We start from the raw sequence: 24872 nt of genomic DNA on the forward strand, positions 1-24872 counted from the left end.
CCGCTAGGGGGTCACCAACCTCTGATCCGAACTTCGCCTGTCAGGCCGCGGGCTGGCCTCACACCCCGCCGCGGATATCGGGCTTGACGCTCTTCTCGTACCATTCGCCCAATTGCCCCATCAGCGCCGGGAAGAGGCTCTTCTGCTCGCTCGCCGCAACATTGTCGGCCAGCTGCTCGGGCTTGCTGACCCCGGCGATCACGGTGCTCACCTGCGGATGGTCCAGGATCCAGCGCAGCGCGAACTGGCTCATCGGCATGGCCTCCGGCGCCAGTCCCTTGAGCTCGGCCACCAGTTCGATACCCCGCGCAAACGGCAGGCCCGAGAAAGTCTCACCCACCGAAAACGCCTGGCCATCAGCATTGTAGCTGCGGTGGTCGGTCGCCGCGAACCGCGTTTCCTTGTCGAACTTGCCGGTCAGCAGCCCGCTGGCCAGCGGCAGGCGCACGATGATGCCCACGTCCTGTTCGGCCGCCTTGGGCAGCAGCAGCTCCGCCGCGTCCTGGCGCAACAGGTTGAAGATGATCTGCAGCGTCGCGCAGCCGGGCTGCTCGAGGCAGATCAGCCCTTCCTCGATGGTCTCGACGCTGGCGCCCCAGTGGCGCACCAGCCCCTCGGCCTTGAGCTCATCCATCCAGCCGAACACCGCGCCATCGCGCAGCACTTCGGTGGGCACGCAATGCAGCTGCGCCAGGTCCAGCGTCGCCACGCCCAGCCGCTTGGCCGAGCCTTCAAGGCTCGCCCGCAGGCCATCCTTGCTGTAATTGTTGGGAAACAGCCCGCCGCCGCGACCGAGCTTGGTGGCCACATGCACGTCCGGCCCCTTGGCATGGTTGCCGATGCGGCTTTCGGTCAGCCCGCCGCCATAGACATCGGCCGTGTCCCAGAAGCTCACGCCAGACGCATTGGCTGCGTCCAGGATCGCGGCAGCGGTCTCATCGCCCACCGGCCCGAAGTCGCCGCCCAGCTGCCAGCAGCCCAGCCCGATCTCGCTGACGTCATAGCCCGTCTTGCCCAGTCGCCGCGTTTTCATGCTCTGTCTCCGTCCTCTGTTCGTCAGCCGCCAGCACGATCACCTGGTCGTCCGGTCCGATCACGCTGCGCCGGTGTGTTATGGCCAGGATGGTCATGCCACCCATCAGCCGCCGCAACTCGCCCATGATGGCCGCTTCGGTGGCTTCGTCCAGTGCCGAACTGGCCTCGTCCAGAAACAGCACCTTGGGGTCCGCGTAAAGGGCCCTCGCGATGGATACACGCTGCCTTTCCCCACCCGAGAGCTTGAGCCCGCGTTCGCCCACCGTGGTCTCGAACCCGTCCGGCAGCCCCTCGATGAACGCCAGAATCGAGGCCTTGGCCGCAGCCTTGCGCAGACGTGCGGCATCAAAGGGGCGCCCCAGCACGATATTGGTCGCCAGGCTGTCGTTGAGCAGCATCACATCCTGCGGCACCACGCCGACCGCCTCATACCAGCTCGCCCGGTCGATGCCCTTGAGATCGACGCCATCGACCACAATGCGCCCCGCGGTCGGCTCCAGCGATTTGAGCGCCAGCTTGAACAGCGTGCTCTTGCCCGCCCCCGTGGGCCCGGTCACGAAGGTCAACTGCCCGGGCCCCGCCACAAAGCTCACATCCTCGACCGTCTGCCGCGTGCCATAGCGGAACCCGACGTCCTCAAAGCGCAGTTCGCCGCGCTTCACCACCAGCGCGGTCGTCGCGCCGTGGGCCACATCGTCGGGCGCCATCCACATGCGGGCAAAGGGCATGAACCGTGTTGCCGCCCGCATCACCTCGTCCACCGAAGTCCCGATCATCTCGAAGGGCTGGTTGAGCTGCACCAGGATCATGTTGATCAGAACGATATCGCCGACGCTGAGTTCGCCGGCCGCATAGCGCGGCAACAGCAGCCAATAGGTCACCGCCAGCTGCACCGCGAGCGCCCCGCCGAAAATGCCGGCCAGCAGGATGCGGCGGCGTGACCAGCTCACCCACGAACTGCGCGACAGATTGGCCACCGCCGAAAATTTCTGGCTGATCCAGCGATCGCCGTTGAAATAGCGCAGGGTCTCCATGGCGTTGACCGCATTGCCCATGAAGCGCGCATTGTCCTGCTGCGCGGTAATGGCCCGGTCCAGCCAGGGCCGCGTCCAGCGATTGGCCAGATAGGTCAGCCCGATAAAAAACGTCCCATAAATGGCGACGATCAGCATCAGTTCGACATTGATCACCGTGCCCACCAGTCCCGCAGCCAACACTATCTGCGCCGTGCCGGGGATGAAGACGATCATCGCCAGCTGCAGCAGCGCATAGACCGAATTCTGCCCCTGCCCGCGCGCGGTCTGGATCGCCACCGGATTGTGGTCGATGAAAAAGCTGCCCGGCTTGCGCAGCAGCACGGAAAAGAACTGCGTCGCGGCGATGAAATTGAGGTTCTCCGCCGCGATCACCGACAGATAGTTGATCGAATAGCCGGAAATGGTGAGCACGCCGCGCATCAGCGCATAGGCCAGAAACCCCAGCAGCACCCCGCCGGCCACATCGCCTGCCGTCAGCTGGTCGATCAGCCGCGAGAACACATAGGGCGTCGCCACGGCCAGCACGGCACTGACCAGCACCACCAGTGCCACGCCCGCCAGCATCCAGCGTTCCTCGGCCAGAAAGCGCCCATAGATGCTCTTGAGGGGCGGCCAGATCATCGACCAGTCAGGCTTGTCGTCCGTTTCGGTCATGGCAATGGCTTTGCAAAAGCCCGAGACTGACCGCAGCCAGACGCGTGGTCAACCCGTTCCAAGCACCGGTTTTTTTGCCCCCACGTGCAGGGGCGGGGCAAACCGCCTATTCGAAATAGTCAGGATGGTCAGCAATGGTCTGGCTGAGCAGGAGTTCGGCCCGCGCCAGATGCGCCCGCATCGCCGCTTCGGCCGCGGCTACATCCCCCGCCGCCACGGCGGCCACGATCACCTTGTGCTCGTCGATCGCCACGCGCGACGACGACGCGCCCAGGGTCAGGTAGCGCACGCGGTCGAGCTGCATCTTGTGGTCATCGATCAATTGCCAGGCGTATTCCACATTGGTCAGCCGGGCGAGTGTACGGTGGAAGCGTTCGTCCAGCGTGTGAAAACCGCGGCTGTCGCCTGCTGCCGAGGCCGCTTCCTGGTCTTCGATCAGTCCGGCCAGCACCGTTGCGGCATCGCGCGGATTGGCCGCGAGGCGCCGAACGATTTCCACTTCGATGGATTCTCGGATGAACCGGCTCTGGCGAACCCCGTCGGGCGAGATCTTCTTGACCACCGTGGCGCGCTTGGGCCGGATCAGCAGCAGGCCCTGCTGCGCCAGCCGGATGAAGGCCTCGCGCACCGGCTGGCGCGAGACGCCATAGCGGCCGGCAATGTCGCTTTCCGAGATCACGTCGCCGGGCTTGAGCGCCATGCTGACGATTTCGTCGCGCAATGCGCTGACCACGCGCATCGCCATGGTCTCTTCGCCGATTTCCAGCACCGTCTTGGCCGCCATTGTTGTCACCCCCGCCAACCATGGGCCGGATCGGCCGCCCAATTCTCTAGCCCAATGCCGGACATCCACAGAATTATGGCGTCCGGCCCGGTTCGGCAGGCACCTTAGAGCGTGATCCCCGCCGCCTTGAGCATTTCGTCCACGAAGATCCGCTCGCCATTGCGGGCGATCGACTGGTTGGCCGCAATGCCGGTCAGGATCGACCAGGCGCCCGACACCTGGTCCGAGGCGCGGCCATATTTGTCCGCTTCCATGTTTTCCGGGTCAAACAGATAGCCCAGCATGATCGGGTCCGCCCCGCCATGGCTGCCCTTGCCGGTCCACACATCGATCTTCTGTGGCAGGCCACCGGCAATATGCAGCTCGGTGAACATGGCCTCGGTCTCGTCGCGCTCGCGATGCCCGCCGGCGAACACGCCATGCACCTCGATATGCTTGTGCGTCAGCTCGCCCTTGGTGCCGTGGAACTTCACCTCCAGCCCTTCCCAGGGGGAATAGGCCACCAGCGTATAGTTCAGCGACGTGCCCGAGGAATATTGCGCCTGCACCTGCATGGTGTCCTCGATGGTGATGTCATCGGCGAACACGCATTTGTCGCGCCAGTAGCCGTCATCATCCTCGGCATCGAGATAGAGTTCCTTGAGCGCCTCGTCGGCCTCCAGGTCCATCCTGAATTCGCATTTCTCCGCCACCGGGCAGGTATGGCAGCGCTCGCCATGGCCTTCGAGCCCCAGCTTGATCGCCATTTCGGGCGTGTAGAAATCGCGCTTGCCGATGGCCGTCACGCTCTTGGGTGTCGAGCCCACCCACCAGTTGAGCAGATCGAAGTGATGGGTCGACTTGTGCACCAGCAGGCCACCGGACTTGTCCTTGTAGCGGTGCCAGCGGCGGAAATAGTCCGCGCCATGCACCCGGTCGAGATACCAGCGGAAATCCACCGCCGTGATCTCGCCGATGGCGCCGCTGAGCAGGATATCCTTGAGCTGGGTGCGCGCTGGCGAATAGCGATAGTTGAAGGTCACGGTGACCTTCTTGCCGCTCTCGCGCTGCGCGTCGAGGATGCGTTTCAGCCGCGCCACGTCGATGGTCATCGGCTTTTCGGTCATCACATTGCGGCCGGCCTTGAGCGCCCGCACGATATATTCGTCGTGCAGATAATCCGGCACGGTCACGATCACCGTGTCGGGGTCCTGCTCGCTCAGCATCTTGTCGAAATCTTCGGCCAGATAGGTGGCAATGCCATTGCCCGTCTTGTCGGGCACCTTGTGCGCCGACAGCGCCAGCCGGCTCTGGTTGACGTCGCACAGGCCAACCAGTTCGGCGCTCTCGGCATGGGTGATGGCAACCGCGTCGCGGAACATCTGGTGACGTCCGCCGGTGCCGACAATGGCGAATTTCTTGGTCATCTGCTGAAGGATTCTTGCTGCTGGAAGAAGGCCGAACCGGCCGGTTACATCTACCATACAAGATTTCCGAGCAACCCGGTAGGGGCAAATCGCGCCCCTCGGCAATTTGCCTGCAGCCTGGCCCCAATCCGTCCTTCATCGCCCGGCCAGCACAGGCAAGCCAGCACTTCAGCCTGGATCACCCGGACAAGCCGGGTGATGACGGCGTTCAGAGCAGAATAGCAAATGGGCCCCAATCTCTCCGTCATTGCCCGGCTTGTCCGGGCAATCCACTACTCCGCATCAAACAGCCAAGAACTGAGATCCGCCCAGTCCGGATTGGTCGCCTCAATGAGGTTGATCTTCCACTGCCGAGGATACTTCTTGATCGCCTTCTCGCGCCGGATCGCGTCGACCACGAGGTCGTGCTCCTCGATCCACACCAGCGTCTTGACGCCGTATCTCGAGGTAAAACCAGGCGTCAGCCCCTGCTGATGCTCCAGCAACCGCCGCGCGGGGTCGGAGGTGACGCCAGTATAGAGGGTACCGTTCTTCTTGGACGCCAGGATGTAGACATAGCCCTTCATAGCGAGTTCCTGAGGCCAAAAACTCTCCCCACGCACCGTCATTGCCCGGCTCGTCCGGGCAATCCATCACGCCAGCCTGGATCACCCGGACAAGCCGGGTGATGACGTCGGTGGCAAGTTACGCCCATTCACCACTGCTTACGCACGGGACTCCCAGGAACTTGCGGGCATCCTAACACACTACACCAGCCCCAATCTCTCCGTCATTGCCCGGCTTGTCCGGGCAATCCAGCCCCTAGCTGCGCAGCCCCGGGGCTTCCTGGCCGGTGCTCTGCACATATTCGGTATAGCCACCGCCGTAGACATGCACGCCCTCGGGCGTCAGTTCCAGCACGCGGTTGCTGAGCGCGGCGAGGAAATGCCGATCGTGGCTGACGAACAGCATCGTGCCCTCATACTGGCTGAGCGCGGTGATCAGCATTTCCTTGGTGGCGATGTCGAGATGGTTGGTCGGCTCGTCCAGAACCAGGAAATTCGGCGGATCAAACAGCATCATGGCCATCACCAGCCGCGCCTTCTCGCCACCCGAAAGCACCCGGCACTTCTTTTCGATGTCATCGCCCGAAAAGCCGAAGGCCCCGGCCAGCGCGCGCAGCGGCGCCTGTCCGGCCTGCGGGAAACTGCTTTCGAGCTGCTGGAACACCGTCAAATCCCCCTCCAGCACATCCATGGCGTGCTGGGCAAAATAGGCCATCTTGACGCTTGGCCCGCGCGTCACGCTGCCCTGGTCCGGCTCGGTGGTGCCGGTGATCAGCTTGAGCAGCGTCGACTTGCCGGCGCCATTGACGCCCATGATGCACCAGCGCTCCTTGCGCCGCACATGGAAGTCCAGCCCGTCATAGATGCTGCGGCTGCCATAGCTCTTGCTGACACCCTTAAGCTGAGCCACGTCCTCGCCCGAGCGCGGCGCCGGGCGGAATTCGAAATCCACCACCACCCGCCGCTTGGGCGGCTCGACGCGGTCGATCTTGTCGAGCTTTTTCACTCGGCTCTGCACCTGGGCGGCGTGGCTCGCCCGCGCCTTGAAGCGGGCGATGAAATCGAGCTCCTTCGCCAACATGGCCTGCTGCCGCTCAAATTGCGCCTGCTGGTTCTTTTCGGCAATCGCGCGCTGCTGCTGGTAGAATTCGTAATTGCCCGAATAGCTGGTCAGGGTGCCCGCATCGATCTCGATGATCTTGGTGCAGATGCGGTTCATGAACTCGCGGTCATGGCTGGTCATGAACAGCGCGCCCGAATAATTCTGCAGGAACGCCTCGAGCCAGATCAGGCTTTCGATGTCCAGATGGTTGCTCGGCTCGTCCAGCAGCAGCGCGTCCGGCCGCATCAGCAGGATGCGCGCCAGCGCCACGCGCATCTTCCAGCCGCCCGACAGCGCGCCGACGTCGCCATCCATCATCTCCTGCGAAAAACCCAGACCGGCGAGCACTTCGCGCGCCCGCCCGTCCAGCGAATAGCCGTCCAGCTCCTCGAACTGGTGCTGCACTTCGCCATAGCGCTCGATGATGGCGTCCATCTGGTCGCCCTTGTCGGGGTCGCCCATGTCCGCTTCCAGCGCCCGCATCTCGGTGATCAGCGCGCTCACCGGCCCGGCCCCGTCCATCACCTCGGTGACGACGCTGCGGCCACTCATTTCGCCCACTTCCTGGCTGAAATAACCGATGGTGACGCCGCGATCGACCGACACCTGGCCCTCGTCGGGCTGCTCTTCGCCGGTGATCATGCGGAACAGCGTGGTCTTACCCGCACCATTGGGGCCGACCAGCCCGATCTTTTCACCCTTTTGCAGCGTGGCCGAGGCGTCGATGAAGACGATCTGCTTGCCGTTCTGCTTGCCGATGCTTTCCAGCCGGATCATTGTTTCAGTCTTCCTGCGCTCGCGGCTGCACGCGGCGGCCAATGGTCAAAGCCTGTCGTTAAGCACTGCCGGCGCTTCGGCGCAACCCGGCTGGTGCCCCGGCATTGCCCCCTTGCACCAGGCGCCGGGCAAAGCTGTGATTTGATCGCCCTGCCCTTGCCCGAATCGGCGCCGGGGTGTGCTAACCAGCCTGAGGCATTCACCTCAGGCGACGCGTCGGCATCCTGCCGGCCGCCATTGCGGAGACCCGATGAAGGTAGCAATCGACATGGGAACGAGTAGCGGGGCCACCCCCGCCACGCTCGACCTCGAAGAATTGCTGGCCACGCGTCTGCTGGTGCAGGGCAATTCCGGCTCCGGCAAATCCCATCTGCTCCGGCGCCTGCTCGAACAATCCGCCCCCTGGGTGCAGCAGTGCATCATCGATCCCGAGGGCGATTTCACCACGCTCTCCGAGCGCTATGGCCACCAGGTCATCGACGCCACCCGCACCGAGGCCGAGCTGACCCGCATCGCCGCTCGCGTCCGGCAACACCGCGTCTCGGTCGTGCTCAATCTCGAGGGTCTCGACGTCGAGCAGCAGATGCGCGCCGCAGCGGCTTTCCTCGGCGGCATGTTCGATGCCGACCGCGACTTCTGGTATCCCGTGCTTGTGGTCGTCGACGAAGCCCAGCTCTTTGCCCCTTCCGTGGCCGGCGAAGTCAGTGACGAAGCACGCAAGCTCTCGCTCGGCGCCATGACCAACCTCATGTGCCGCGGCCGCAAGCGCGGCCTCGCCGGTGTCATCGCCACCCAGCGCCTGGCCAAGCTGGCCAAGAACGTCGCTGCCGAGGCCAGCAATTTCCTCATGGGCCGCACGTTTCTGGATATCGACATGGCCCGTGCTGCGGACCTGTTGGGCATGGAGAAGCGCCAGGCCGAGCAGTTCCGCGATCTGGCCCGCGGCCATTTCGTCGCCCTGGGTCCGGCCATTTCGCGCCGTCCGCTGCCGGTGACCATTGGCGAAGTGGTGACCTCGGCCCGCTCCACCAGCCCCAAGCTCACCCCGCTGCCCGAAGCCCCGGCCGATGCGGCAGACCTGATCTTTACGGCCTCGCCCGAAGAGGCCACCCGCCCCGTGGTGCGGCGTCCGCCGCCGCCCCCGCCGCCCTCGACCAATGATCTGTTGGCCCAGCTCTCCCGCGCCCGTCCTCCGGAAGTGGAAGCGGCGCCGCAATCGCTGTTCCCCGAGATCGACGAAGCCGAGCGCGACGCCCAGATCGACGAGATCATGGCCGAGCTCCTGGGCGATCCCGACGCCAGCTTCCGCACGGTCGCCGTGCTCTATCAGGATTTCCTGGTCCGCTGCCGCATCCGCCGCGTGCCCGGCGAGCCGCCGGCCCTGCCCGCCTTCAAGCGCAAGCTGGCCGTCGCCCGCGTGGCGCCTGACGCCGCGACGGTCCAGTCCGATGGCTGGCAGCAGGCCCTGGCGCTGTCCGAAACGCTCACCGACGATGTGCAGGGCGTGTTTCTCGTTCTGGCCCAGGCCGCGCTCAGCGGCGCCCCCTGCCCGTCCGACGCCACCCTGGCGCGCCTCTATGGTACCCATTCCGCCAGCCGCGCCCGGCGGCTGCTGACCTGGTTCGAGGAACGGGGCCTGTTGGTCGTGCGGCTCGATTTCCGCAACAACCGCGTCGTCGCCTTCCCCGATCTGGGCGTCGAAACCGCCCCCGGCGATCCCAATGGTCCCGATACCCTCGAAGACCAGCGCGGCGCCGCCGAATAGCTTAGCGTCAAAATATCAGCGCCGGACGGGTCGCATAATCGAGCTCAATAGTAAGATATCGAGAACTGCCTTCCACACTTGAATAATTTGAGATTGCAAGTTCACGCTCAGACTCTCCAAATTTCCATACCTACTTGCATTGATAATTATAAAAATCGATCAGATTTATGCCGCATCGCCCATAGAACAATACACCATTGGAAAAATGCAAAAACAAAGAATCCAAAAAAAGCATATGTAAATATGCCAACTCGACCAATATCTGATAACCTATTAATTCCGTCACCAAATAACAGTCCGACGTCAAAATACAAAATATATAAACTACACAACGCACCTATTGACGCTATCAATACATAAAAAGAATCTATCTTAAATTCTCTTGATATACTATTCGTAAATATATAGGTTAAAGGCGCTATCAAAATCGCCAATAAGGGAACCTCAACCTGGACAATTGCCCGAGTCAATTCCCAAAACAGTACAATATCTAGCGTGTATTTAGAGGCGAATCGAGAAACGTTGATTCTCGTCAAGTCCGAGATGATCGGTACATACTGATAATACCAATTCAATATTGGACGCACTGCATCAGGAAAGATTAGGAAAACGACCGTCGATGAGAAAACTATCGTAAATCCTGGAAGCCACCCGCATAGCAAGTCAAACAGCTTCATTAAGTTAGTTCCGCCTTGAAGCCATAGCGCCCCGTGGCGCCCGGCCCCAGCAGCTCCACATAGGGGCGTTCCGCCAGCTCGTCGGAGCCATCCACCTCGGCCGCCGTGCCGCGCCAGGGTTCGAGACACACAAATGGCGCCCCCGGCTTGGACCACAACGCCAGATTGGGCAGATTCTCCCAGGTGAAGTGGATGGCCTTCTCACCCGCGCCATAGCGCAGCCCGGCGCCCGCACCCTCGGGAAACAGCATGGCATCGGCCGCAAACAAGCTGTGATCGAGCACCAGATGGCCGCGCACAAAGGGTGAGGCCAGCTTGTCGGGCTGCACCAGCCCGCCGCTCAGCCGCACCAACGCCGGCGCGCCGCCATTGTCCAGCGTCACCCGATGCACCTGGCCGTCGCAGCCCGGCAGCGGCCAGACGAAGGCCGGATGAAAGCCGATGCCGAACGGCATCAGCGCATGACTGGCATTGTGCACCTCGGCGGTCACCGACACCGCCCGCCCCACCAGGCGATGCTCGATGGTCAGCGTGAAATCGAACGGATAGACCGAGTGGCTGGCCAGGCTCGACTTCAGCACATGCCGGCAAAAATCGCTGCCCTGGCTCTCCAGCTCAAACGTGCTGCGCCGCGCAAAGCCATGCTGCCCCATGGGATAGCGCTGGCCATGCACCGCAATATGGTCGCCCGGCGCCTTGCCCACGATGGGGAACAGCACCGGCGAGCGCCCGCCCCAGAACGCCGCATCGCCATCCCACAGCCACGACTGGCCGTCTGCGGTCACCAGCGACTGCATTTCCGCGCCCAGCGCCGATACCGTCACCCGGACCTGGTCATTGCCGATCTCGATCTTGTCCATGCGCCCCCGCAAACCACTCGGCCGGCTGTGCCTGCAGCACCACACCCGCGACATCACCCATAATAGTGAAATCGCCCGGCTGGTCATCCGACGTTTTTGTCATGACCCACACGCAGGCGCTGCCCATTGCCGGGCTTGCCCAAATCCCGTCCATCCGCCAAACACCTGCCATGTCCATGCCACCGCTTCCCATTGATGATGCCCTGCCCGGTCTGCAGGCGGCCCTGACCGCCGGCCCCTATGCCGTGCTGGTGGCGCCGCCCGGCGCCGGCAAGACCACGCGCGTGCCCCTGGCTTTGCTCAAAGCGCCCTGGCGCAGCGACCGCCGCATCATCATGCTCGAGCCAAGGCGCCTCGCCGCCCGCGCCGCTGCCGCACAGATGGCGCGCCTGCTCGGCGAGGAGGTCGCCCAGACCGTGGGCTACCGCGTGCGCATGGACACCAAGGTCACGGCCCGCACCCGCATCGAGATCGTCACCGAAGGCGTCTTTACCCGCATGCTGCTCGATGATCCCGAGCTGACCGGCATTGCCGCCGTGCTGTTCGACGAATTCCATGAGCGCAGCCTCGATGGTGATCTGGGCCTGGCCCTGACGCTGGACGCCGCCGCCCTGCGGCCCGATTTGCGCGTGCTGGTCATGTCGGCAACCATCGATGGCGCCCGTGTGGCCCGCCTGCTCGGCGATTGCCCGGTAATCGAAAGCCTCGGCCGCACCTTTCCCGTCGAGACGCACCATGCCGAGCCCGACCCGCTCAAACGGCTCGAAGATCAGGTCACCGATGCGGTGCTCGCGGCGCTGCGGGCGCATGAGGGCTCGGCTCTGGTCTTCCTGCCCGGCCAGGGCGAGATCACCCGCGTCGCCGAGCGGCTGGCCAGCCGCGTCCCCGCCGATACCGATATTGCCCCGCTGTTTGGCCAGTTGACCCCCGCCGAGCAGGATCGCGCCATTCGCCCCGCCGAGCCGGGCCGCCGCAAGATCGTGCTGGCCACCTCCATCGCCGAGACCTCGCTGACCATCGACGGCGTCCGCATTGTCGTCGATTCCGGCTTCCGCCGCGTGCCGGCCTATGACCCCGGCACGGGGCTGACCACGCTTGAAACCCGCCGCGTCTCGCGCGCCGGCGCCGACCAGCGCCGCGGCCGCGCCGGCCGCACCAGTCCCGGCGTCTGCATCCGCCTCTGGAACGAGGGCCAGACTGCGGCCCTCGCGCCTTTCGACACGCCCGAAATCCTCGCTGCAGATCTCGCCAATCTCGTGCTCGATCTGGCCAATTGGGGCGTCAGCGATCCGGCAGCGCTCAGCTTTCTCGATGCCCCGCCGGCGCCGGCCTGGAGCGAAGCGGTTGCGCTGTTGCAGCGTCTGGAGGCACTCGACGATCAGGCCCGCCTCACCCCGGCCGGCAAGGCCCTGGCCCGCCTGCCGCTCCATCCCCGTCTCGCCCATATGGTCGTCGCTGCCGCCGCCGAGGACGATGCGCTCACAGCCGCCGAACTGGCCGTGCTGATCGGCGAGCGGGGTCTGGGCGGCGACGACACTGACCTTGGCCACCGGCTCGACCGCTTCCGCCGCGCCACCGGCCCCAAGGCCGACGCCGCCCGCGCCATGGCCCGGCGCTGGGCGAGCCTGGTCGGTGGCGGCAAGGGCGGCAATTTCGCCCCCGGCCATCACCTCGCCCGCGCCTTTCCCGACCGCATTGCCCAGGCCGCCGGCCCGCGCGGCCGCTTCCGCCTTGCCAATGGCCGCCAGGCCGCGCTCGAAGTCACCGACGCCTTGGCCAGCCAGCCCTTCCTCGTCGTCACCGATGTCACCGGCACGGCCGCCGCCGGCCGTATCCGGGGTGCCGTCGCGCTCGATCGCGACGACCTCGAAAGCCTCTTCGCCCATCGCATCACGTCCGGCACCACGCTGAGCTTTGATGCCGCCTCGGCCAGCGTGCGTGCCCGTCGCACCCGCCAGCTCGACGCCCTGCGGCTCGCCGATGAACCGGCGCCGATCGATGATCCCGAAGCCGCCGCCCAATTGCTGGCCGAAGCCGCCGCCCGGCGGGGGCTGGATCTCTTGCCCTGGAGCCGCGATCAGCTCGCCTGGCGCGCCCGCGCCGGCTTTTTGCGCGCCACGCTGGGCGCCGATTGGCCCGATCTCGGGCAGGAGGCTCTGTCGGCGAGCATCAGCGACTGGCTGACCCCGGCCCTCTTTGGCCTATCAAAACTGTCCGAAATTTCCGCCGAGCATCTGCGCAACGCGCTCGACCTGCTGCTGCCCTATGCCCGGCGGCAGGAAATCGAGGCCCTGCTGCCCAGCCACTTTGTGGCGCCCACCGGCAATGGCGTGCCCATCGACTACGCAGCCGAAGGCGGTCCCGCCATCGAGATCCGCGTGCAGGAACTGTTTGGGCTCACCCGCCACCCCACCATTGCCAATGGCCGCATCCGCCTGGTGCTGGTGCTGCTCTCGCCCGCCCATCGCCCCATCCAGACCACGCGCGATCTGCCCGGCTTCTGGGCCGGGTCCTGGGCCGACGTCGCCAAGGAGCTCAAGGGCCGCTATCCGCGCCACCCCTGGCCCGACGAACCCGCCAAGGCCCACCCCACCGCCCGCGCCAAGCCCCGCGGCACCTGACCCGGGAGGCCGAACCCACCTCGCCACTGAGGGGAGAGGTCGGCGCGCAGCGCCGGGTGAGGGGTTCAGCGTCACAGTCCGCCACCACGCCCCGTCATTGCCCGGCCCGTCCGGGCAATCCACTTCCGAATCCGCCGCCAATGGCTCACCCGGACAAGCCCCCCCAAAAAACGAAAAGGCCCCGGATCGCTCCGGGGCCCCTCGCTCTATTCGGCCGGCGTAAAATTCAGCGCCACGCCATTGATGCAATAGCGCAGGCCGGTGGGCGGCGGGCCGTCCGGAAACACATGGCCCAGGTGGCTGCCGCAGGTGGCGCAATGCACTTCCGTGCGCACCATGCCATAGCTGCGGTCCTCGGTGCTCTCCACCGAGCCCGGCAGCGGGTCGTTAAAGCTCGGCCAGCCGGTGCCGCTCTCGAACTTCAGCGTCGAGCCGAACAGCGGCGTATCGCAGCCGGCGCACGAAAAAGTGCCCTGGCGCTTCTCGTGCAGCAGCGCGCAGCTCCCCGGCCGTTCCGTGCCGTGCTGGCGCATCACCTGATATTGCTCCGGCGTCAATCTGGCCCGCCATTCCGCGTCGGTGCGGGTCACTTTGTAAGCATGGGCATCCATGGCTTTACTCCTTTTGTCGCCTTGTCATTCGTTGGCAATATAGGATGAGTTACAGCCCTCACCTAGGGGCGCCACGCGGGTTCGCCCATTTGTCATCAAGGGTCTGCCATGAGCTATGTCACCACAATCGCCGAGCTTGAGGCGCTCTATACCCCTGCCCCGGTGGCCGCTTCCACCGTCAAGGTGGCCCATGCCATGACCCCGCATTATCGCCGCTTGATCGAGGCCAGCCCCTTCGCCGCTTTGGCCACCGTCGGCCCCGAAGGCATCGACTGTTCCCCGCGCGGCGACCAGCCCGGCTTCGTCCGCGTGCATGATGACACCACCCTGATGATGCCCGATCGGCGCGGCAACAATCGCATTGATTCGCTGCGCAATATCGTGCGCGATCCGCGCTGCGCTTTCCTCTTCCTGCTGCCCGGCTCGGGCACCACCTTCCGCGCCAACGGCCGCGCCCGGCTCAGCATCGACCCCGACCTGCTCGAAAGCTTTGCTGTCGATGGCAAGCCGCCGCGCTCGGTGATCGTCATGGCCATCGACGAGCTCTATTTCCAGTGCGCCCGCGCCATCGTACGCTCCGAACTGTGGAACCCTGCCCGCCATATCGATCCCGCCACCCTGCCCACGCCCGGCGCCATGCTGGCCGGCATGAGCGACAACACCGTCGGCGGCGCCGCCTATGACCAGGCCTGGCCCGAGCGCGCCCGCCAGACCATGTGGTGAGGCCCCCGGCGACGGGCTGACTGTCGCACACCCGTCACCCACCCTTCATGGCAGGGTCATGGGCCCGCACTACCACGCCCGCATCATCCTGCGAGGCGAACATGACGTTGAAATTTGTGATTATGAGCGATCTGCACCTGGTGCCCGAGGGCGCCCTGTCGGTAACGCTCGATACTGCAGCCCGGCTCGAACAGGCGGTTGATGCCGTGCTGGCCCGCCATGCCGATGCCGATTTCTGCATCCTGGCCGGCGACCTGGCCGACCGTGGTGAAGCGGCAGCCTATGAGCGCCTCAAGACCATCATCGCCCGCCTGCCCATCCCTGCCCATATCACCCTGGGCAATCATGATGACCGCCCGACCTTCCTCTCCGTCTTCGGCGATGATTTTGCCGCCGAGACCGGTCACGTCGACAAGGTGATCGATACCAAGGGCTATCGCATCATCATGCTCGATTCCTCCGAGCCCGGCCGCGTCGATGGCGTGCTGGAGCAGGCCCAGATCGATTGGCTCACCGCGCGCCTCGCCGAGGCCATGGATCGCCCCGTCATCGTCGTGCTGCACCACAATGCCAATGCGCTGCACATTCATTCTGACCGCATCCGCATGCTCGAGCCCGATGCCTTCATCGCCGCGCTCAAGACCCATCCCGACATCCGCCAGGTCATTGCCGGCCATGTCCACCTGACCTCGACCGCCACCTGGCATGGCCTGCCCTTCACCACCCTGGCGGGCGGGCATTATTCGGTCGATTTCTCCGTTGACCGCCCCGATGCGCCCATGCGCCGCATCTCTGGCCCCGGCCAGATGGCCGTCGTCGTCGGCACGCCCGATCGCACCACGGTGCTGTTCGATGATTTCATCGATGGCAATGCCGACATCTTCTGGTCCAGGGACTGATACCGTTCAGTGCCTTTGCCCGGCCTGCCGATCAGGCAGCCCAGGCTAAGCCATGCCGGACTGGCAAGCCCGACCCTGCGGTCGGACTTGCCGTTTTTCATCAGGCAGCGTCGCGCTGTGCCGACTGCCGCCCGGCCTTGAGCGTCTGCGCATACCACGACAGCTCATCGAGCATGGTTGTCACCGTCGGCGCCAGATAGGGATAGTCGGCGAAATCCTTGCCCTCGCGCAGCAGGCCGAGCATGGGCTCCATATTGATGTGAACCGCCTTCTTGAGCGGCACGATATCGAGCTCGATCGCCATCAGCCGCAGCTGCTCCACCGCCCGCGCGCCCCCCACCGCGCCATAGCCCACAAAGGCGGCCGGCTTCCGGTTTGGCTCGGCAAACAGATAGTCCACCGCATTCTTGAGCACGCCGGAGATGGAGTGGTTGTACTCCGCCGTAATGAAAATATAGCCGTCCAGCTCGGCGATCTTGTTCGCCCATTTGCGGGCCTCGGGCGTTTCGATCGGCACATAGGCGGGCGATGCTGCGGCCTCGAAAAAGGGCAGTGGGTAGTCCCTGAGGTCAACGATCTCGGTCTCGATATCCGTTTGGGCGACGGCCAATTCGGCCACCCAACGCGCCACCCGATCGCCAAAACGGCCTTCGCGCGTGGTGGAAATGATGATGCCGATTCTAGGCTTGCTCATAGCGATGGTCTCTTTTCCTGCTTAAGGAGTAAATAGGTATCTAGTCACTGAACGTAACTGACTCTATATTGGTGACCATCCAAACACCCCACAAGACGGCACTTTTTCCTTACCGGAGGCACCACATGGCAACCCTGGGCACCCTGACGAAACCACCCAAGACCTATGAGGAATGCACCAGCGTCGCCGTTCCCATGATCGAAATGCTGGGCCGCATCAGTGGCCGCTGGTCGCTCTATGTCATCATGGCGCTCATGCAGGGCCCCCAGCGCTTCTCCCAGCTGCGGCGACAGCTGCAGGGCATCTCGCAGAAAATGCTGACCCAGACCCTGCGGGAGCTTGAGGAAGACGGCATCGTGCATCGCACGGTGACGCCGATCATCCCGCCGCGGGTCGACTATGAGCTGACGGCCATGGGGCGCGAATTGCAGGATCCGCTGGCCGCCATCCACGCCTGGACGCTGCGCAACGGCAGGGAAGTCGCCGAAGCCCGCGCGCGCTACGCGGTTGCCCATGGCAAATAGCGGGGCATCTGCCCCGCAGCCTCAGGTCAAATCGGACCGAAAAGAAGGAATGGTGGGAGTAACAAGGATTGAACTTGTGACCCTTCGCGTGTGAAGCGAATGCTCTCCCGCTGAGCTATACTCCCATCGCCAGTCGGCGAAAGTCTTTAGAGAGATGGTGGGCGTAACAAGGATCGAACTTGTGACCCCCTCGATGTCAACGAGGTGCTCTCCCGCTGAGCTATACGCCCATCTCTCCGGGACGGCGGAACCATCAGGCCCTGCCGGTGGCGCGGATAGACCATAAAACCCATTCTGGGGTCAAGGGGGCAAACCGCTGATTGTGGATAGTCTTTTTTCTCAGGCGGCCAGAAGGCGCTCGACCTCGTTGACCAGATCCTTGAGATGGAAGGGTTTGCTGAGCACCGAGGCGTCCTTGGGCGCATCGCTGTCAGGGTTCAGCGCCACCGCGGCAAAGCCGGTGATGAACATCACCTTGAGGTCCGGATCGAGCTCTGTGGCGCGGCGCGCCAGCTCAATGCCGTCCATTTCCGGCATCACGATATCGCTCAGCAGCAGCGAAAAGGGCTCTTCGCGCAGGCGTTCATAGGCGCTCAGGCCATTGTCGAACGACACCACTTCATAGCCGGCATTCTTGAGCGCCCGCGTCAGGAACTGGCGCATGTCGTTGTCGTCTTCTGCGAGCAGAATTCGCTTCATAAAACCTCTCCGGGTCCCCGACGTGCTGTGCCCGATGTCGCCACCGGACCGCAAACGCATGGCGCGAAACAATCCCACGCCTTCCTGGCGCGAGTCGCACCATAACGCGGGATGTTTAAGCGAAGTTTGCCGATCTGCAACATCAACCGCTTTGTCATCGCTGTTTTTGTGACAATCTGGACAAGCTGGGTACAAACGGCGAAACTCAGGGCAAATCACCAGCACCGGAAACAGGCGCTGGCCCGAGGAGGTAGCGTGCGGTCCGACTATTGGGATCAACCAGCATTTGAAACCATTCGTCCGCGTCGCCTGGTGGCGCCGGTGGTGTTCAATTCGCCCCATTCCGGACGCGTCTATCCCGAGCGCTTCCTGGCCATGACCCGGCTGGACCATCTGTCTATCCGCCAGTCCGAGGACGCCTGGGTGGACGAACTGTTCGCCCGCGCGCCCCATCTGGGCGCCCCCATGCTGCGGGCGCATTTCCCCCGCGCCTATCTCGACGTCAACCGCGAACCCTGGGAACTGGACCCCACCATGTTCGTGGAGCCCCTGTCAGATCGCTTCAACACCACCTCGCCCCGCGTCGCCGCCGGCCTGGGCACGCTCGCCCGCGTGGTGGCCGAGAACAAGCCGATCTATCGCGAGCGCCTGACGCTGGATGATGCCACCATGCGCATCGAAGGCATCTACCATCCCTATCACGCCGCCTTGCAGCGCCTCTTGAGCGAAGCCATGAGCGCCTTCGGTGTCGCCCTTTTGATCGATTGCCACTCCATGCCGCGCATCCAGCGCGCCCAGGACAAGGCGGCGCCCGACATCGTGCTGGGCGACCGCTATGGCACCACCTGTGCCCCGGGCCTGGTCGATCTGGTCGAAACCATCTTCACCAGCGCCGGGCTCAATGTGGCGCGCAACCGGCCCTATGCCGGCGGCTTTGCCACCCGCAACTATGGCCGCCCGCAGCATGGCGTGCATGCCCTGCAGATCGAGATCAGCCGCCACCTTTACATGAATGAGGTGACGCTGACCCAGAACGAGGGTTTCGAGGCGATTCGGGCGCTGATCGACCGGCTGATCTTTGCCCTGGTCGGCATCGATCTGGTGGCTCTTGCCGCCGGCCAGCCTGGCCTGGCCCGCGCCGCCGAGTAACCCTGCGAGCCACGCCGCTTTTGGCTTTCCTGCGCCGGGCGCCACCGCTAAGACAGGGCCCGACCAGGAGGCCTCGTCGTCATGACCATCGATCTTGCCAAAGTTGAAGCCACGCTGCTGGCCGCCGCCGCAGCCGCGGCCGAGCGCACGCTGCCCCTGTTCCGCACGGGCCTTGCCATCGACAACAAGCTGGCTGCCGGCTTTGACCCCGTCACCGAGGCCGACCGCGGCGCCGAGACCGCCATCCGCGCCGTCATCGCCGAGGCCTTTCCCGACCATGCCATCATCGGCGAGGAATGGGGCGTATCGGGCGAGCACGACTACAGCTGGATCATCGACCCGGTCGATGGCACCCGCGCCTTCATCTCCGGCGCCCCCGTCTGGGGCACGCTGATCGGCTTTGCCCACAAGGGCGTGGCCATCGCCGGGCTGATGAGCCAGCCCTTCATCGGCGAGACCTTCCTGGCCGTGCCGGGCCGCGCCAGCTATCGCCGCAGCGACGTCACCAGCCCCATCCGCACCAGCGGCCAGACCGAACTGGCCCCCGCCCGCGTCTTCACCACCACGCCCCGCCTGTTCAACACGCCCGAGATCGAGGCCAAGTGGCACGCCATCGAAGCGGCAACCCGGCTGCAGCGCTTCGGCATGGATTGCTATGGCTATGCCCTTTTGGCCGCTGGCCAGGCTGATCTGGTCATCGAGCCATACCTGAACACCTACGACATCGCCGCGCTCGTCCCCATCATCCGCGAAGCCGGCGGCGCCATCGCCTGCTGGGACGGCTCCGAGCCCACCGGCGGCGGCAATGTCGTCGCCGCCGCCACCCCCGAGCTCCTCGACAAGGCCCTGGCCCTCGTCAACGCCAGCTAGCTTTTGGCCTCTTTCGCCCTGGGGCGAGAACCCCGACATCCCAGCCATCGCCCCCTCTCCCCTGAGGGGAGAGGGCAGGATGAGGGGTTCAGCGCCACCCGTCAGGCACCTCAGCCTCCCCACCACAGAGCGTCATCACCCGGCTCGTCCGGGTGATCCATTGGTCCCGCACCGGATCGCCCGAGCAAACCGGCCAATGCCGGCGTCCCCCGACCAATCCAGCGCTATTGTTCGGTGAGCTTGGCAAGATAATCCCGCAACAGGCTGGCCCTTCGGGGCCGGAAACTGGTCCCGGTGCGTGACATTGTTCCAATCCGGTCGACCCGGAACATGCGGAAGTCGTTGCGCAGGCAACACCACGCCAGAACGGTCATCACGCGATCGCTGTACATGATGGCCAGGGGGCGAATGAGCCGCTGGGTGAAACTGCCAGCCTGATCCTGATAGCCGATCTCGATCTCATGTTCGTCCCAGCACGCCTGGCGAATGGCCTGCAATTGCGGATGTGGGCCATAGCGCCCGTCTGGCCGATAGACATGGGAAATGGAATGCAGCAGCTGCTGCTCACGATCATCCGGCAGGGTTGCAGCAACCTTGGCGAGCACGGCCTCGGCCGCCCGCGCCAGGTCCGGATCGCCCATCTGGCGCACCTCTCCCAGCCCCACCGCGATCGCTTCGATTTCGAGCCGATCGAAGGTTTGCGGGGGCAAGGCATAATCCTCGATCAGGCGATAGCCATAACCCCGCTCGCCCTCGATCCGGGCGCCGGACAGCCGCAACAGCTCGATATCGCGATAGATCGATCGCACCGACACCCCGCGTTCAGCCGCCAGGCGCAGCGCCGTGATCGGCGGCGCCATGACCCGCATCAACTGCAGCAGGCGCAACAATCTGTCTGGTCCGCTCATTGTCCAACTGCCGCGAAGTGTCAGTTGTGCCCTTCTATACCCGGTTCATCCCTTTCATCCAGTCACAGGACGAGAACCCATGAGTATCCAGACCGTCGCCCACATCAATTTCCGGGGCGACGCGCGCCCTGCCCTCGCCTTCTACCAATCGGTCTTTGGTGGCGAACTGGTGCTGCTCACGCACGCGCAGGTCTATGGCACGACCGATGCTGCAGAGGCCGACCTGGTCAGTTGGGGGCGTGTGGTTTCACCGGAAGGTTTTGCCGTCATGGCCTACGACGCGCCGGCGAGCCGGGCTTATGATCCTGGCCAGAGCCCGTTCTTCATGTCCGTCAGCGGTACCTCGAATGACGAGATCACGGCCTATTGGGACAAGCTCAAGGCGGATGGGGAGATTCTGCAGGCGCTGGCCGGCTGGTCCCCGCTCTACGGCATGCTCAAGGACAAGTTCGGCATCACCTGGGTGCTCGACGTCCAGAACAACGGCGCGCATTGAGCGCCCGCAACCAGACTTCAGTGGAAGATTCAACCATGGTTTTCAGTGCATTTGCGCAGATCAGTCTCTGGGGCGTGCTGGCGGCGTCCGCATTCGGCTTTGTCTTTGGTGGCGTCTATTTTGGCGCCCTGGTTCCCCGACCTTACGCCCGGGCGCTGGGCCGCGAGCCCGTGCCAGCCACCAGGCCCGACGTGCTGACCATCCTCGGCCCCTTTGCGTGCAATGTCGTCATGATCGTCACCACAGCGGCCGTCATGCGCATGGTCGGCATTGCCACCCTTGCCGATGCGCTCGCGTTCGGGCTGGTGATTGGCGTCGGCTATCAGCTCAGCATGTGCATGACCATTGCCATCAATCCCAACTTCCCCAAGCCATTCGCCTATGCGCTGGTGAATGGGCCCTACTTCCTGGTCAGCAGCCTGGTGACAACCACCCTGTTGTTCCTGCTGCAATAGGCCAGCACCCGCCCGGGTCATCACCAAACGAGCGCGCCTGTGCTGATCCCTCCGGACAAGCCTGAGGCATCACCGCGCTGGCAACGGCAATCTCGTCCACACGCCGGAAGTGCCCCCGTTTTCACAGCGCATCCTTGGGCAGTCGCTTGACGAGCAGATCAGTAAATCGGCGCACTTTTGAGGCGATGTTCTTGTTGGCCGGATACACCGCATGCACGGGGACGGTGCCGACCGGCCAATCCCTGAGAAGCTGGACGAGGCGCCCGCTCTTCAGGTCCGGCCCGATCTGGAAGCGGGGCAGCAAGGTCACCCCCGCCCCGGCGATGGCCACATCCCGCAGGCTGATGCCGTCATTGACCCGATAGCGTGGCGCAATGGGCACGCGCACCGTCTGCTCCTTGTTCCGGAACTGCCACACATTGCCCCAGCGCAGCCCGGAGAAGTGCAGCAGCGTATGGGCGGCAAGGTCCCCCGGCTCCTTGGGAACCCCATGCCGGGTGATATAGTCGGGGGAGGCGCAGATCATCAGCGGCGAATCCCCGATGTGGCGGGTGATCAGGTTCGGCTCCACCGAGATCACGCCGCGGATCGCCAGGTCATATCCATCCTCGATCAGGTTGACCGAGGCATGTGAGAACGACAAATCGATCGACAGGGCCGGGTTCTCGATCAGGAACTCCGCAATGATGGGCGCCAGGTGCAATTGCCCAAAATCGGGCGGCGCCGACATCTTGAGGCGGCCCACGATCTCTTCCTGATAGCTCAGCGCCGCCCGCTCGGCCTCGCGGATTTGCGGCAGCACGCCGTTGAGTGCCTCGAGATAGGCCTGGCCCGCCTCGGTCAACACCACATTGCGCGTCGAGCGGTGCAGCAGGCGGATGCCGGTCTTGGTTTCCAGTGCCTTGACCTGGGCACCAATGGTGGCGCGGGACATGCCCATCTCGCTGGCTGCCCTGGTGAAATTGAGATGCCTAGCGACGGCCAGGAACGCGGCGATGCCCTCCAGCGGGTCCAGCGACTTCATGCGCGATTATCCAGCCAATGTTGTCCGATGATCGGTCTTATCATTCTTCTGCCTTTCGATAAACAGAGCGCAAGCAAAAGCCGACCGGCAAAAGCGAAAGACTTCAATCGACAGGACAACACAATGACCAAGACAGCAAACAACCTCTGGTTCATGACCGCCCATCTGATCATCCACCTCGAACAGCAAGACAATGCCGACGGGCTCTCCATCATCGAGCACCGCATGGCCAAAGGTTTTGCGCCGCCGCTGCATGTCCATCACGACGAAAACGAGACCTTTTTCATCCTCGATGGTGATTTCCGCTTCCAGCGCGATGGCGCGGTGCTCCACGCTGGTCGTGGCGATACCATCTATCTGCCCAAGGGCTCGGTGCATGGCTTCCGCGTGCTGTCCGAGCAGGCACGCTGCCTGACCATGACCCACGGCCGCTTCGAAGACATGGTCCGGGCCGCCGCGCGGCCTGCCGCCATGGACGGCCTGCCCGAGCAGCTTCCGCCCACGCTGGAGCAGCAGCAGGCCCTGGCCAGCATCTGCGCCGCCCATGGTATCGACCTTCTAGGCCCGCCGATCGACTGATTGGCGCACCCCAGGCCACTGCGGTCGGGACGTCGCCGTCCCGGCCGCTTTTCTTTGAGGCGGCGCGGAGGGGGAAGGATTGGCCCGGATACTGCGGCGCTCTCGCGCTAGGCCCCGCGGTCTGGGCGGCTGCCTGAAATCCACCGTCCCATCGTGACGGCTGATCGTGCGACGCCTAGCGCGATAGATCCCGAACCGGGCGAACGTGATCCTCGAACGGCACGTGTCTCCGGTGAAAAGGGGCACCTTCGTCGATTTCCGGCCGGCTGATCCGGTCCATTCGAAAGTGACGAAAGTCCTGCCGCGTCGGATCCCAGGCCACCAGATACCAGAGAGGCGGCAGGATCAGCATGGCCTGTGGTTCGACATGTCGCTCCGATCCAGCGCCCTTTGCGTCGCGATAGAGCATGCGCAAGCGCCGTCTGTGCAGAAATGCCGTCTCGAACGCGGGGAGCAGCGCCGGGTCCATTTCCCCCATGTTCGAAATATCGACCAGGGGTGACAGCTGCCCGACATAGAGGCAATCCAGAAATCGGCGCAAGTCGCGCACCTTGTCCGGTGGCAGGGCCTTCTCGATCTTTGCAAGCCCGGCATCGGCCAGCCCCGCAAAGGGCAGATTCCCGGCGGCCCGCATGGAGGCAACGCTGATGAGCAGCGCAAAGACCTCGGCGACCGAAAGCCGAGCCATGGTCTGGACGGACTGCGGATCAAGCTGCAGACCGCCGCCGCGACCCGGTTCGGAATGAATGACGAAGCCCTCGTCTCGCAGCGCGCTGATGTCACGCAATATCGTGCGCCTGGACGCACCGACCTCCGCGGCCAGTTCGGCGATCGTGGACGTGCCGGTGCGGCGCAGGCTGCGCACGATGGCGTCTTGTCGGAGGCGAGCTGTCATTGGACCACGCTGTCATTCAATGGTGTCAAAGTTTGGCACCATTCGCCTTTAGTCAGCGGCTGCACATCTCAGCAAGGCGAAAAATCTATGCTCAATACAATCGACTTTCCCCAGCCCACCCTTGTCGCGGTCAATGGTGTGGAGCTCGAAGTCTTCGAGGCCGGCAGAGAAAACAAGGGCAATCCCATTGTGCTTTGCCATGGCTGGCCGGAGCTTGCCTTCTCCTGGCGCCATCAGGTGCCCGCCCTTGTCGCCGCAGGCTACCACGTCATCGTTCCGAACCAGCGCGGCTATGGCAATTCGTCCCGCCCGGCCGACGTGACGGACTATGACATCGACCATCTTGCCGGCGATCTCGTCGCCCTTCTCGATCACTACCAATACCAGGATGCGACCTTTGTCGGCCACGACTGGGGGGCGATGGTTGTCTGGGGGCTGACCCTGCTGCATCCCGGCCGCGTCAACAAGGTGATCAATCTGAGCCTGCCCTACCAGGAGCGTGGCGAAACACCCTGGATCGAGTTCCTCGAGCTGATCCTGGGCAGCGACTACTATTTCGTTCACTTCAATCGGCAGCCGGGCGTCGCCGACGCCATTCTGGACGCGAACGCAGCCCGCTTCCTGCGCAACCTGTTCCGCAAGAACGTGCCCCTCCAGGCGCCCGAGCCGGGCATGGCTATGATCAATCTGGCCAGGGCGGAAACGCCGCGCGGCGAGCCCATTATGGATGAGAGCGCCTTGGCGGTTTACGTCTCGGCCTTCAAAAAGGCCGGGTTCACAGGCGGCATCAACTGGTATCGGAACCTCGACCGCAACTGGCACCTGTTGGCACACGTCGATCCGATCATCCGTCAGCCAACGCTCATGATCTATGGCGACCGGGATGTGATCCCCAAATTCGAGAAGCTGGCAGACTTCGTGCCCAATGTGGACGTGGTCAGCCTCGATTGCGGCCATTGGATTCAGGAGGAAATGCCCGAGCAAACCAACCAGGTGATCGTGAACTGGCTGGCACAAAAGAGCGCCACCTGATCCCTGGATCTTTCCACGCCCCATCCACCCCCAGCTTGGCCAGGGGGTGGA

24 protein-coding genes and 2 tRNA genes are annotated in these 24872 nt (G+C 64.1%); 11 read left to right on the forward strand and 15 right to left on the reverse strand.

Going from position 1 to position 24872, the window contains the following annotated elements; genetic code table 11:
* Positions 1-58 precede the first annotated feature (58 nt).
* From K1177_RS12165 to K1177_RS12190, 6 genes are all read right to left on the reverse strand, one after another.
* Positions 59-1033, reverse strand: coding sequence for an aldo/keto reductase (locus tag K1177_RS12165; RefSeq protein WP_224703548.1), 975 nt, complete (start codon positions 1031-1033; stop codon positions 59-61).
* A complete protein-coding gene (locus K1177_RS12170) occupies positions 999-2726 on the reverse strand; it encodes an ABC transporter ATP-binding protein (RefSeq protein ID WP_224703549.1) in 1728 nt (575 codons plus the stop codon). Before K1177_RS12170 ends, K1177_RS12165 begins: the two co-directional genes overlap by 35 nt.
* A gap of 106 nt (positions 2727-2832) precedes the next feature.
* Positions 2833-3510 carry a GntR family transcriptional regulator gene (locus K1177_RS12175; protein WP_224703550.1) on the reverse strand — a complete coding sequence of 226 codons (678 nt, stop codon included), beginning with the start codon at positions 3508-3510 and terminating at the stop codon, positions 2833-2835.
* 104 nt (positions 3511-3614) lie between these two features.
* Positions 3615-4916 carry a Gfo/Idh/MocA family protein gene (locus K1177_RS12180; RefSeq protein ID WP_224703551.1) on the reverse strand — a complete coding sequence of 434 codons (1302 nt, stop codon included), beginning with the start codon at positions 4914-4916 and terminating at the stop codon, positions 3615-3617.
* 272 nt (positions 4917-5188) lie between these two features.
* Positions 5189-5482, reverse strand: coding sequence for a GIY-YIG nuclease family protein (locus K1177_RS12185; RefSeq protein WP_224703552.1), 294 nt, complete (start codon positions 5480-5482; stop codon positions 5189-5191).
* Positions 5483-5717: 235 nt separating this feature from the next.
* On the reverse strand, positions 5718-7340 hold the full coding sequence (locus K1177_RS12190) for an ABC-F family ATP-binding cassette domain-containing protein (protein ID WP_224703553.1): 1623 nt from the start codon (positions 7338-7340) through the stop codon (positions 5718-5720).
* Positions 7341-7590: 250 nt separating this feature from the next.
* Between K1177_RS12190 and K1177_RS12195 the strand changes: the two genes are divergently transcribed.
* Entirely contained in the window at positions 7591-9105 is a 1515-nt protein-coding gene (locus K1177_RS12195) for an ATP-binding protein (RefSeq protein WP_224703554.1), read from the forward strand.
* Positions 9106-9781: 676 nt separating this feature from the next.
* Here K1177_RS12195 and K1177_RS12200 read toward each other — a convergent pair.
* A complete protein-coding gene (locus K1177_RS12200; RefSeq protein WP_224703555.1) occupies positions 9782-10642 on the reverse strand; it encodes an aldose 1-epimerase family protein in 861 nt (286 codons plus the stop codon).
* Positions 10643-10812: 170 nt separating this feature from the next.
* On the opposite strand from K1177_RS12200, the gene hrpB reads away from it, so the two are divergent.
* Complete coding sequence (hrpB, locus tag K1177_RS12205) at positions 10813-13263, forward strand: ATP-dependent helicase HrpB (RefSeq protein WP_224703752.1); 2451 nt, start codon at positions 10813-10815, stop codon at positions 13261-13263.
* A gap of 206 nt (positions 13264-13469) precedes the next feature.
* On the opposite strand, the gene msrB is transcribed toward hrpB, so the two are convergent.
* Complete coding sequence (gene msrB, locus K1177_RS12210) at positions 13470-13874, reverse strand: peptide-methionine (R)-S-oxide reductase MsrB (protein ID WP_224703556.1); 405 nt, start codon at positions 13872-13874, stop codon at positions 13470-13472.
* 108 nt (positions 13875-13982) lie between these two features.
* On the opposite strand from msrB, the gene K1177_RS12215 reads away from it, so the two are divergent.
* Both K1177_RS12215 and K1177_RS12220 read left to right on the forward strand, forming a co-directional pair.
* Positions 13983-14597, forward strand: a complete 615-nt coding sequence (locus K1177_RS12215; RefSeq protein ID WP_224703557.1) for a pyridoxamine 5'-phosphate oxidase family protein — start codon at positions 13983-13985, stop codon at positions 14595-14597.
* A 101-nt stretch (positions 14598-14698) separates the two neighbouring features.
* The gene (locus tag K1177_RS12220) at positions 14699-15496 is read left to right on the forward strand and encodes a phosphodiesterase (protein ID WP_263574811.1); all 798 of its coding nucleotides are present in this window, start codon (positions 14699-14701) and stop codon (positions 15494-15496) included.
* 100 nt (positions 15497-15596) lie between these two features.
* Here the strand turns inward: K1177_RS12220 and K1177_RS12225 are convergent, their stop codons facing one another.
* Complete coding sequence (locus tag K1177_RS12225) at positions 15597-16190, reverse strand: NADPH-dependent FMN reductase (RefSeq protein ID WP_224703559.1); 594 nt, start codon at positions 16188-16190, stop codon at positions 15597-15599.
* A 125-nt stretch (positions 16191-16315) separates the two neighbouring features.
* On the opposite strand from K1177_RS12225, the gene K1177_RS12230 reads away from it, so the two are divergent.
* The gene (locus tag K1177_RS12230) at positions 16316-16714 is read left to right on the forward strand and encodes a winged helix-turn-helix transcriptional regulator (RefSeq protein ID WP_224703560.1); all 399 of its coding nucleotides are present in this window, start codon (positions 16316-16318) and stop codon (positions 16712-16714) included.
* A 50-nt stretch (positions 16715-16764) separates the two neighbouring features.
* On the opposite strand, the gene K1177_RS12235 is transcribed toward K1177_RS12230, so the two are convergent.
* From K1177_RS12235 to cpdR, 3 genes are all read right to left on the reverse strand, one after another.
* Positions 16765-16839: transfer RNA gene (locus K1177_RS12235), tRNA-Val, on the reverse strand.
* A gap of 30 nt (positions 16840-16869) precedes the next feature.
* Positions 16870-16944 (reverse strand) — tRNA-Val (locus K1177_RS12240).
* Positions 16945-17053: 109 nt separating this feature from the next.
* A complete protein-coding gene (gene cpdR / locus K1177_RS12245; protein WP_046105558.1) occupies positions 17054-17413 on the reverse strand; it encodes a cell cycle two-component system response regulator CpdR in 360 nt (119 codons plus the stop codon).
* A gap of 255 nt (positions 17414-17668) precedes the next feature.
* Here cpdR and K1177_RS12250 point away from each other — a divergent pair, with 255 nt between their 5' ends.
* On the forward strand, positions 17669-18562 hold the full coding sequence (locus tag K1177_RS12250) for an N-formylglutamate amidohydrolase (protein ID WP_224703561.1): 894 nt from the start codon (positions 17669-17671) through the stop codon (positions 18560-18562).
* 81 nt (positions 18563-18643) lie between these two features.
* Entirely contained in the window at positions 18644-19432 is a 789-nt protein-coding gene (gene hisN / locus K1177_RS12255; RefSeq protein WP_224703562.1) for a histidinol-phosphatase, read from the forward strand.
* A gap of 224 nt (positions 19433-19656) precedes the next feature.
* Here hisN and K1177_RS12260 read toward each other — a convergent pair whose 3' ends face one another.
* The gene (locus K1177_RS12260) at positions 19657-20340 is read right to left on the reverse strand and encodes a helix-turn-helix transcriptional regulator (protein WP_224703563.1); all 684 of its coding nucleotides are present in this window, start codon (positions 20338-20340) and stop codon (positions 19657-19659) included.
* A gap of 79 nt (positions 20341-20419) precedes the next feature.
* Between K1177_RS12260 and K1177_RS12265 the strand changes: the two genes are divergently transcribed.
* Together K1177_RS12265 and K1177_RS12270 are read left to right on the forward strand one after the other, a co-directional pair.
* A complete protein-coding gene (locus K1177_RS12265; RefSeq protein WP_224703564.1) occupies positions 20420-20836 on the forward strand; it encodes a VOC family protein in 417 nt (138 codons plus the stop codon).
* Positions 20837-20871: 35 nt separating this feature from the next.
* The gene (locus K1177_RS12270) at positions 20872-21291 is read left to right on the forward strand and encodes a DUF1761 domain-containing protein (RefSeq protein ID WP_224703565.1); all 420 of its coding nucleotides are present in this window, start codon (positions 20872-20874) and stop codon (positions 21289-21291) included.
* Positions 21292-21412: 121 nt separating this feature from the next.
* On the opposite strand, the gene K1177_RS12275 is transcribed toward K1177_RS12270, so the two are convergent.
* Entirely contained in the window at positions 21413-22315 is a 903-nt protein-coding gene (locus K1177_RS12275) for a LysR family transcriptional regulator (RefSeq protein ID WP_224703566.1), read from the reverse strand.
* A 123-nt stretch (positions 22316-22438) separates the two neighbouring features.
* On the opposite strand from K1177_RS12275, the gene K1177_RS12280 reads away from it, so the two are divergent.
* Complete coding sequence (locus K1177_RS12280) at positions 22439-22894, forward strand: cupin domain-containing protein (protein WP_224703567.1); 456 nt, start codon at positions 22439-22441, stop codon at positions 22892-22894.
* 175 nt (positions 22895-23069) lie between these two features.
* On the opposite strand, the gene K1177_RS12285 is transcribed toward K1177_RS12280, so the two are convergent.
* Positions 23070-23789: a helix-turn-helix transcriptional regulator gene (locus K1177_RS12285; RefSeq protein ID WP_224703568.1), complete on the reverse strand. Its 720-nt coding sequence runs from the start codon at positions 23787-23789 to the stop codon at positions 23070-23072.
* 87 nt (positions 23790-23876) lie between these two features.
* Between K1177_RS12285 and K1177_RS12290 the strand changes: the two genes are divergently transcribed.
* Positions 23877-24821 (forward strand): alpha/beta fold hydrolase, encoded by a 945-nt coding sequence (locus tag K1177_RS12290; RefSeq protein ID WP_224703569.1) that lies wholly within the window; start codon positions 23877-23879, stop codon positions 24819-24821.
* The last annotated feature ends 51 nt before the right edge of the window (positions 24822-24872 follow it).

This window comes from Devosia aquimaris (assembly GCF_020169335.1).
GTDB classification, from domain to species: Bacteria; Pseudomonadota; Alphaproteobacteria; order Rhizobiales; family Devosiaceae; genus Devosia; species Devosia aquimaris.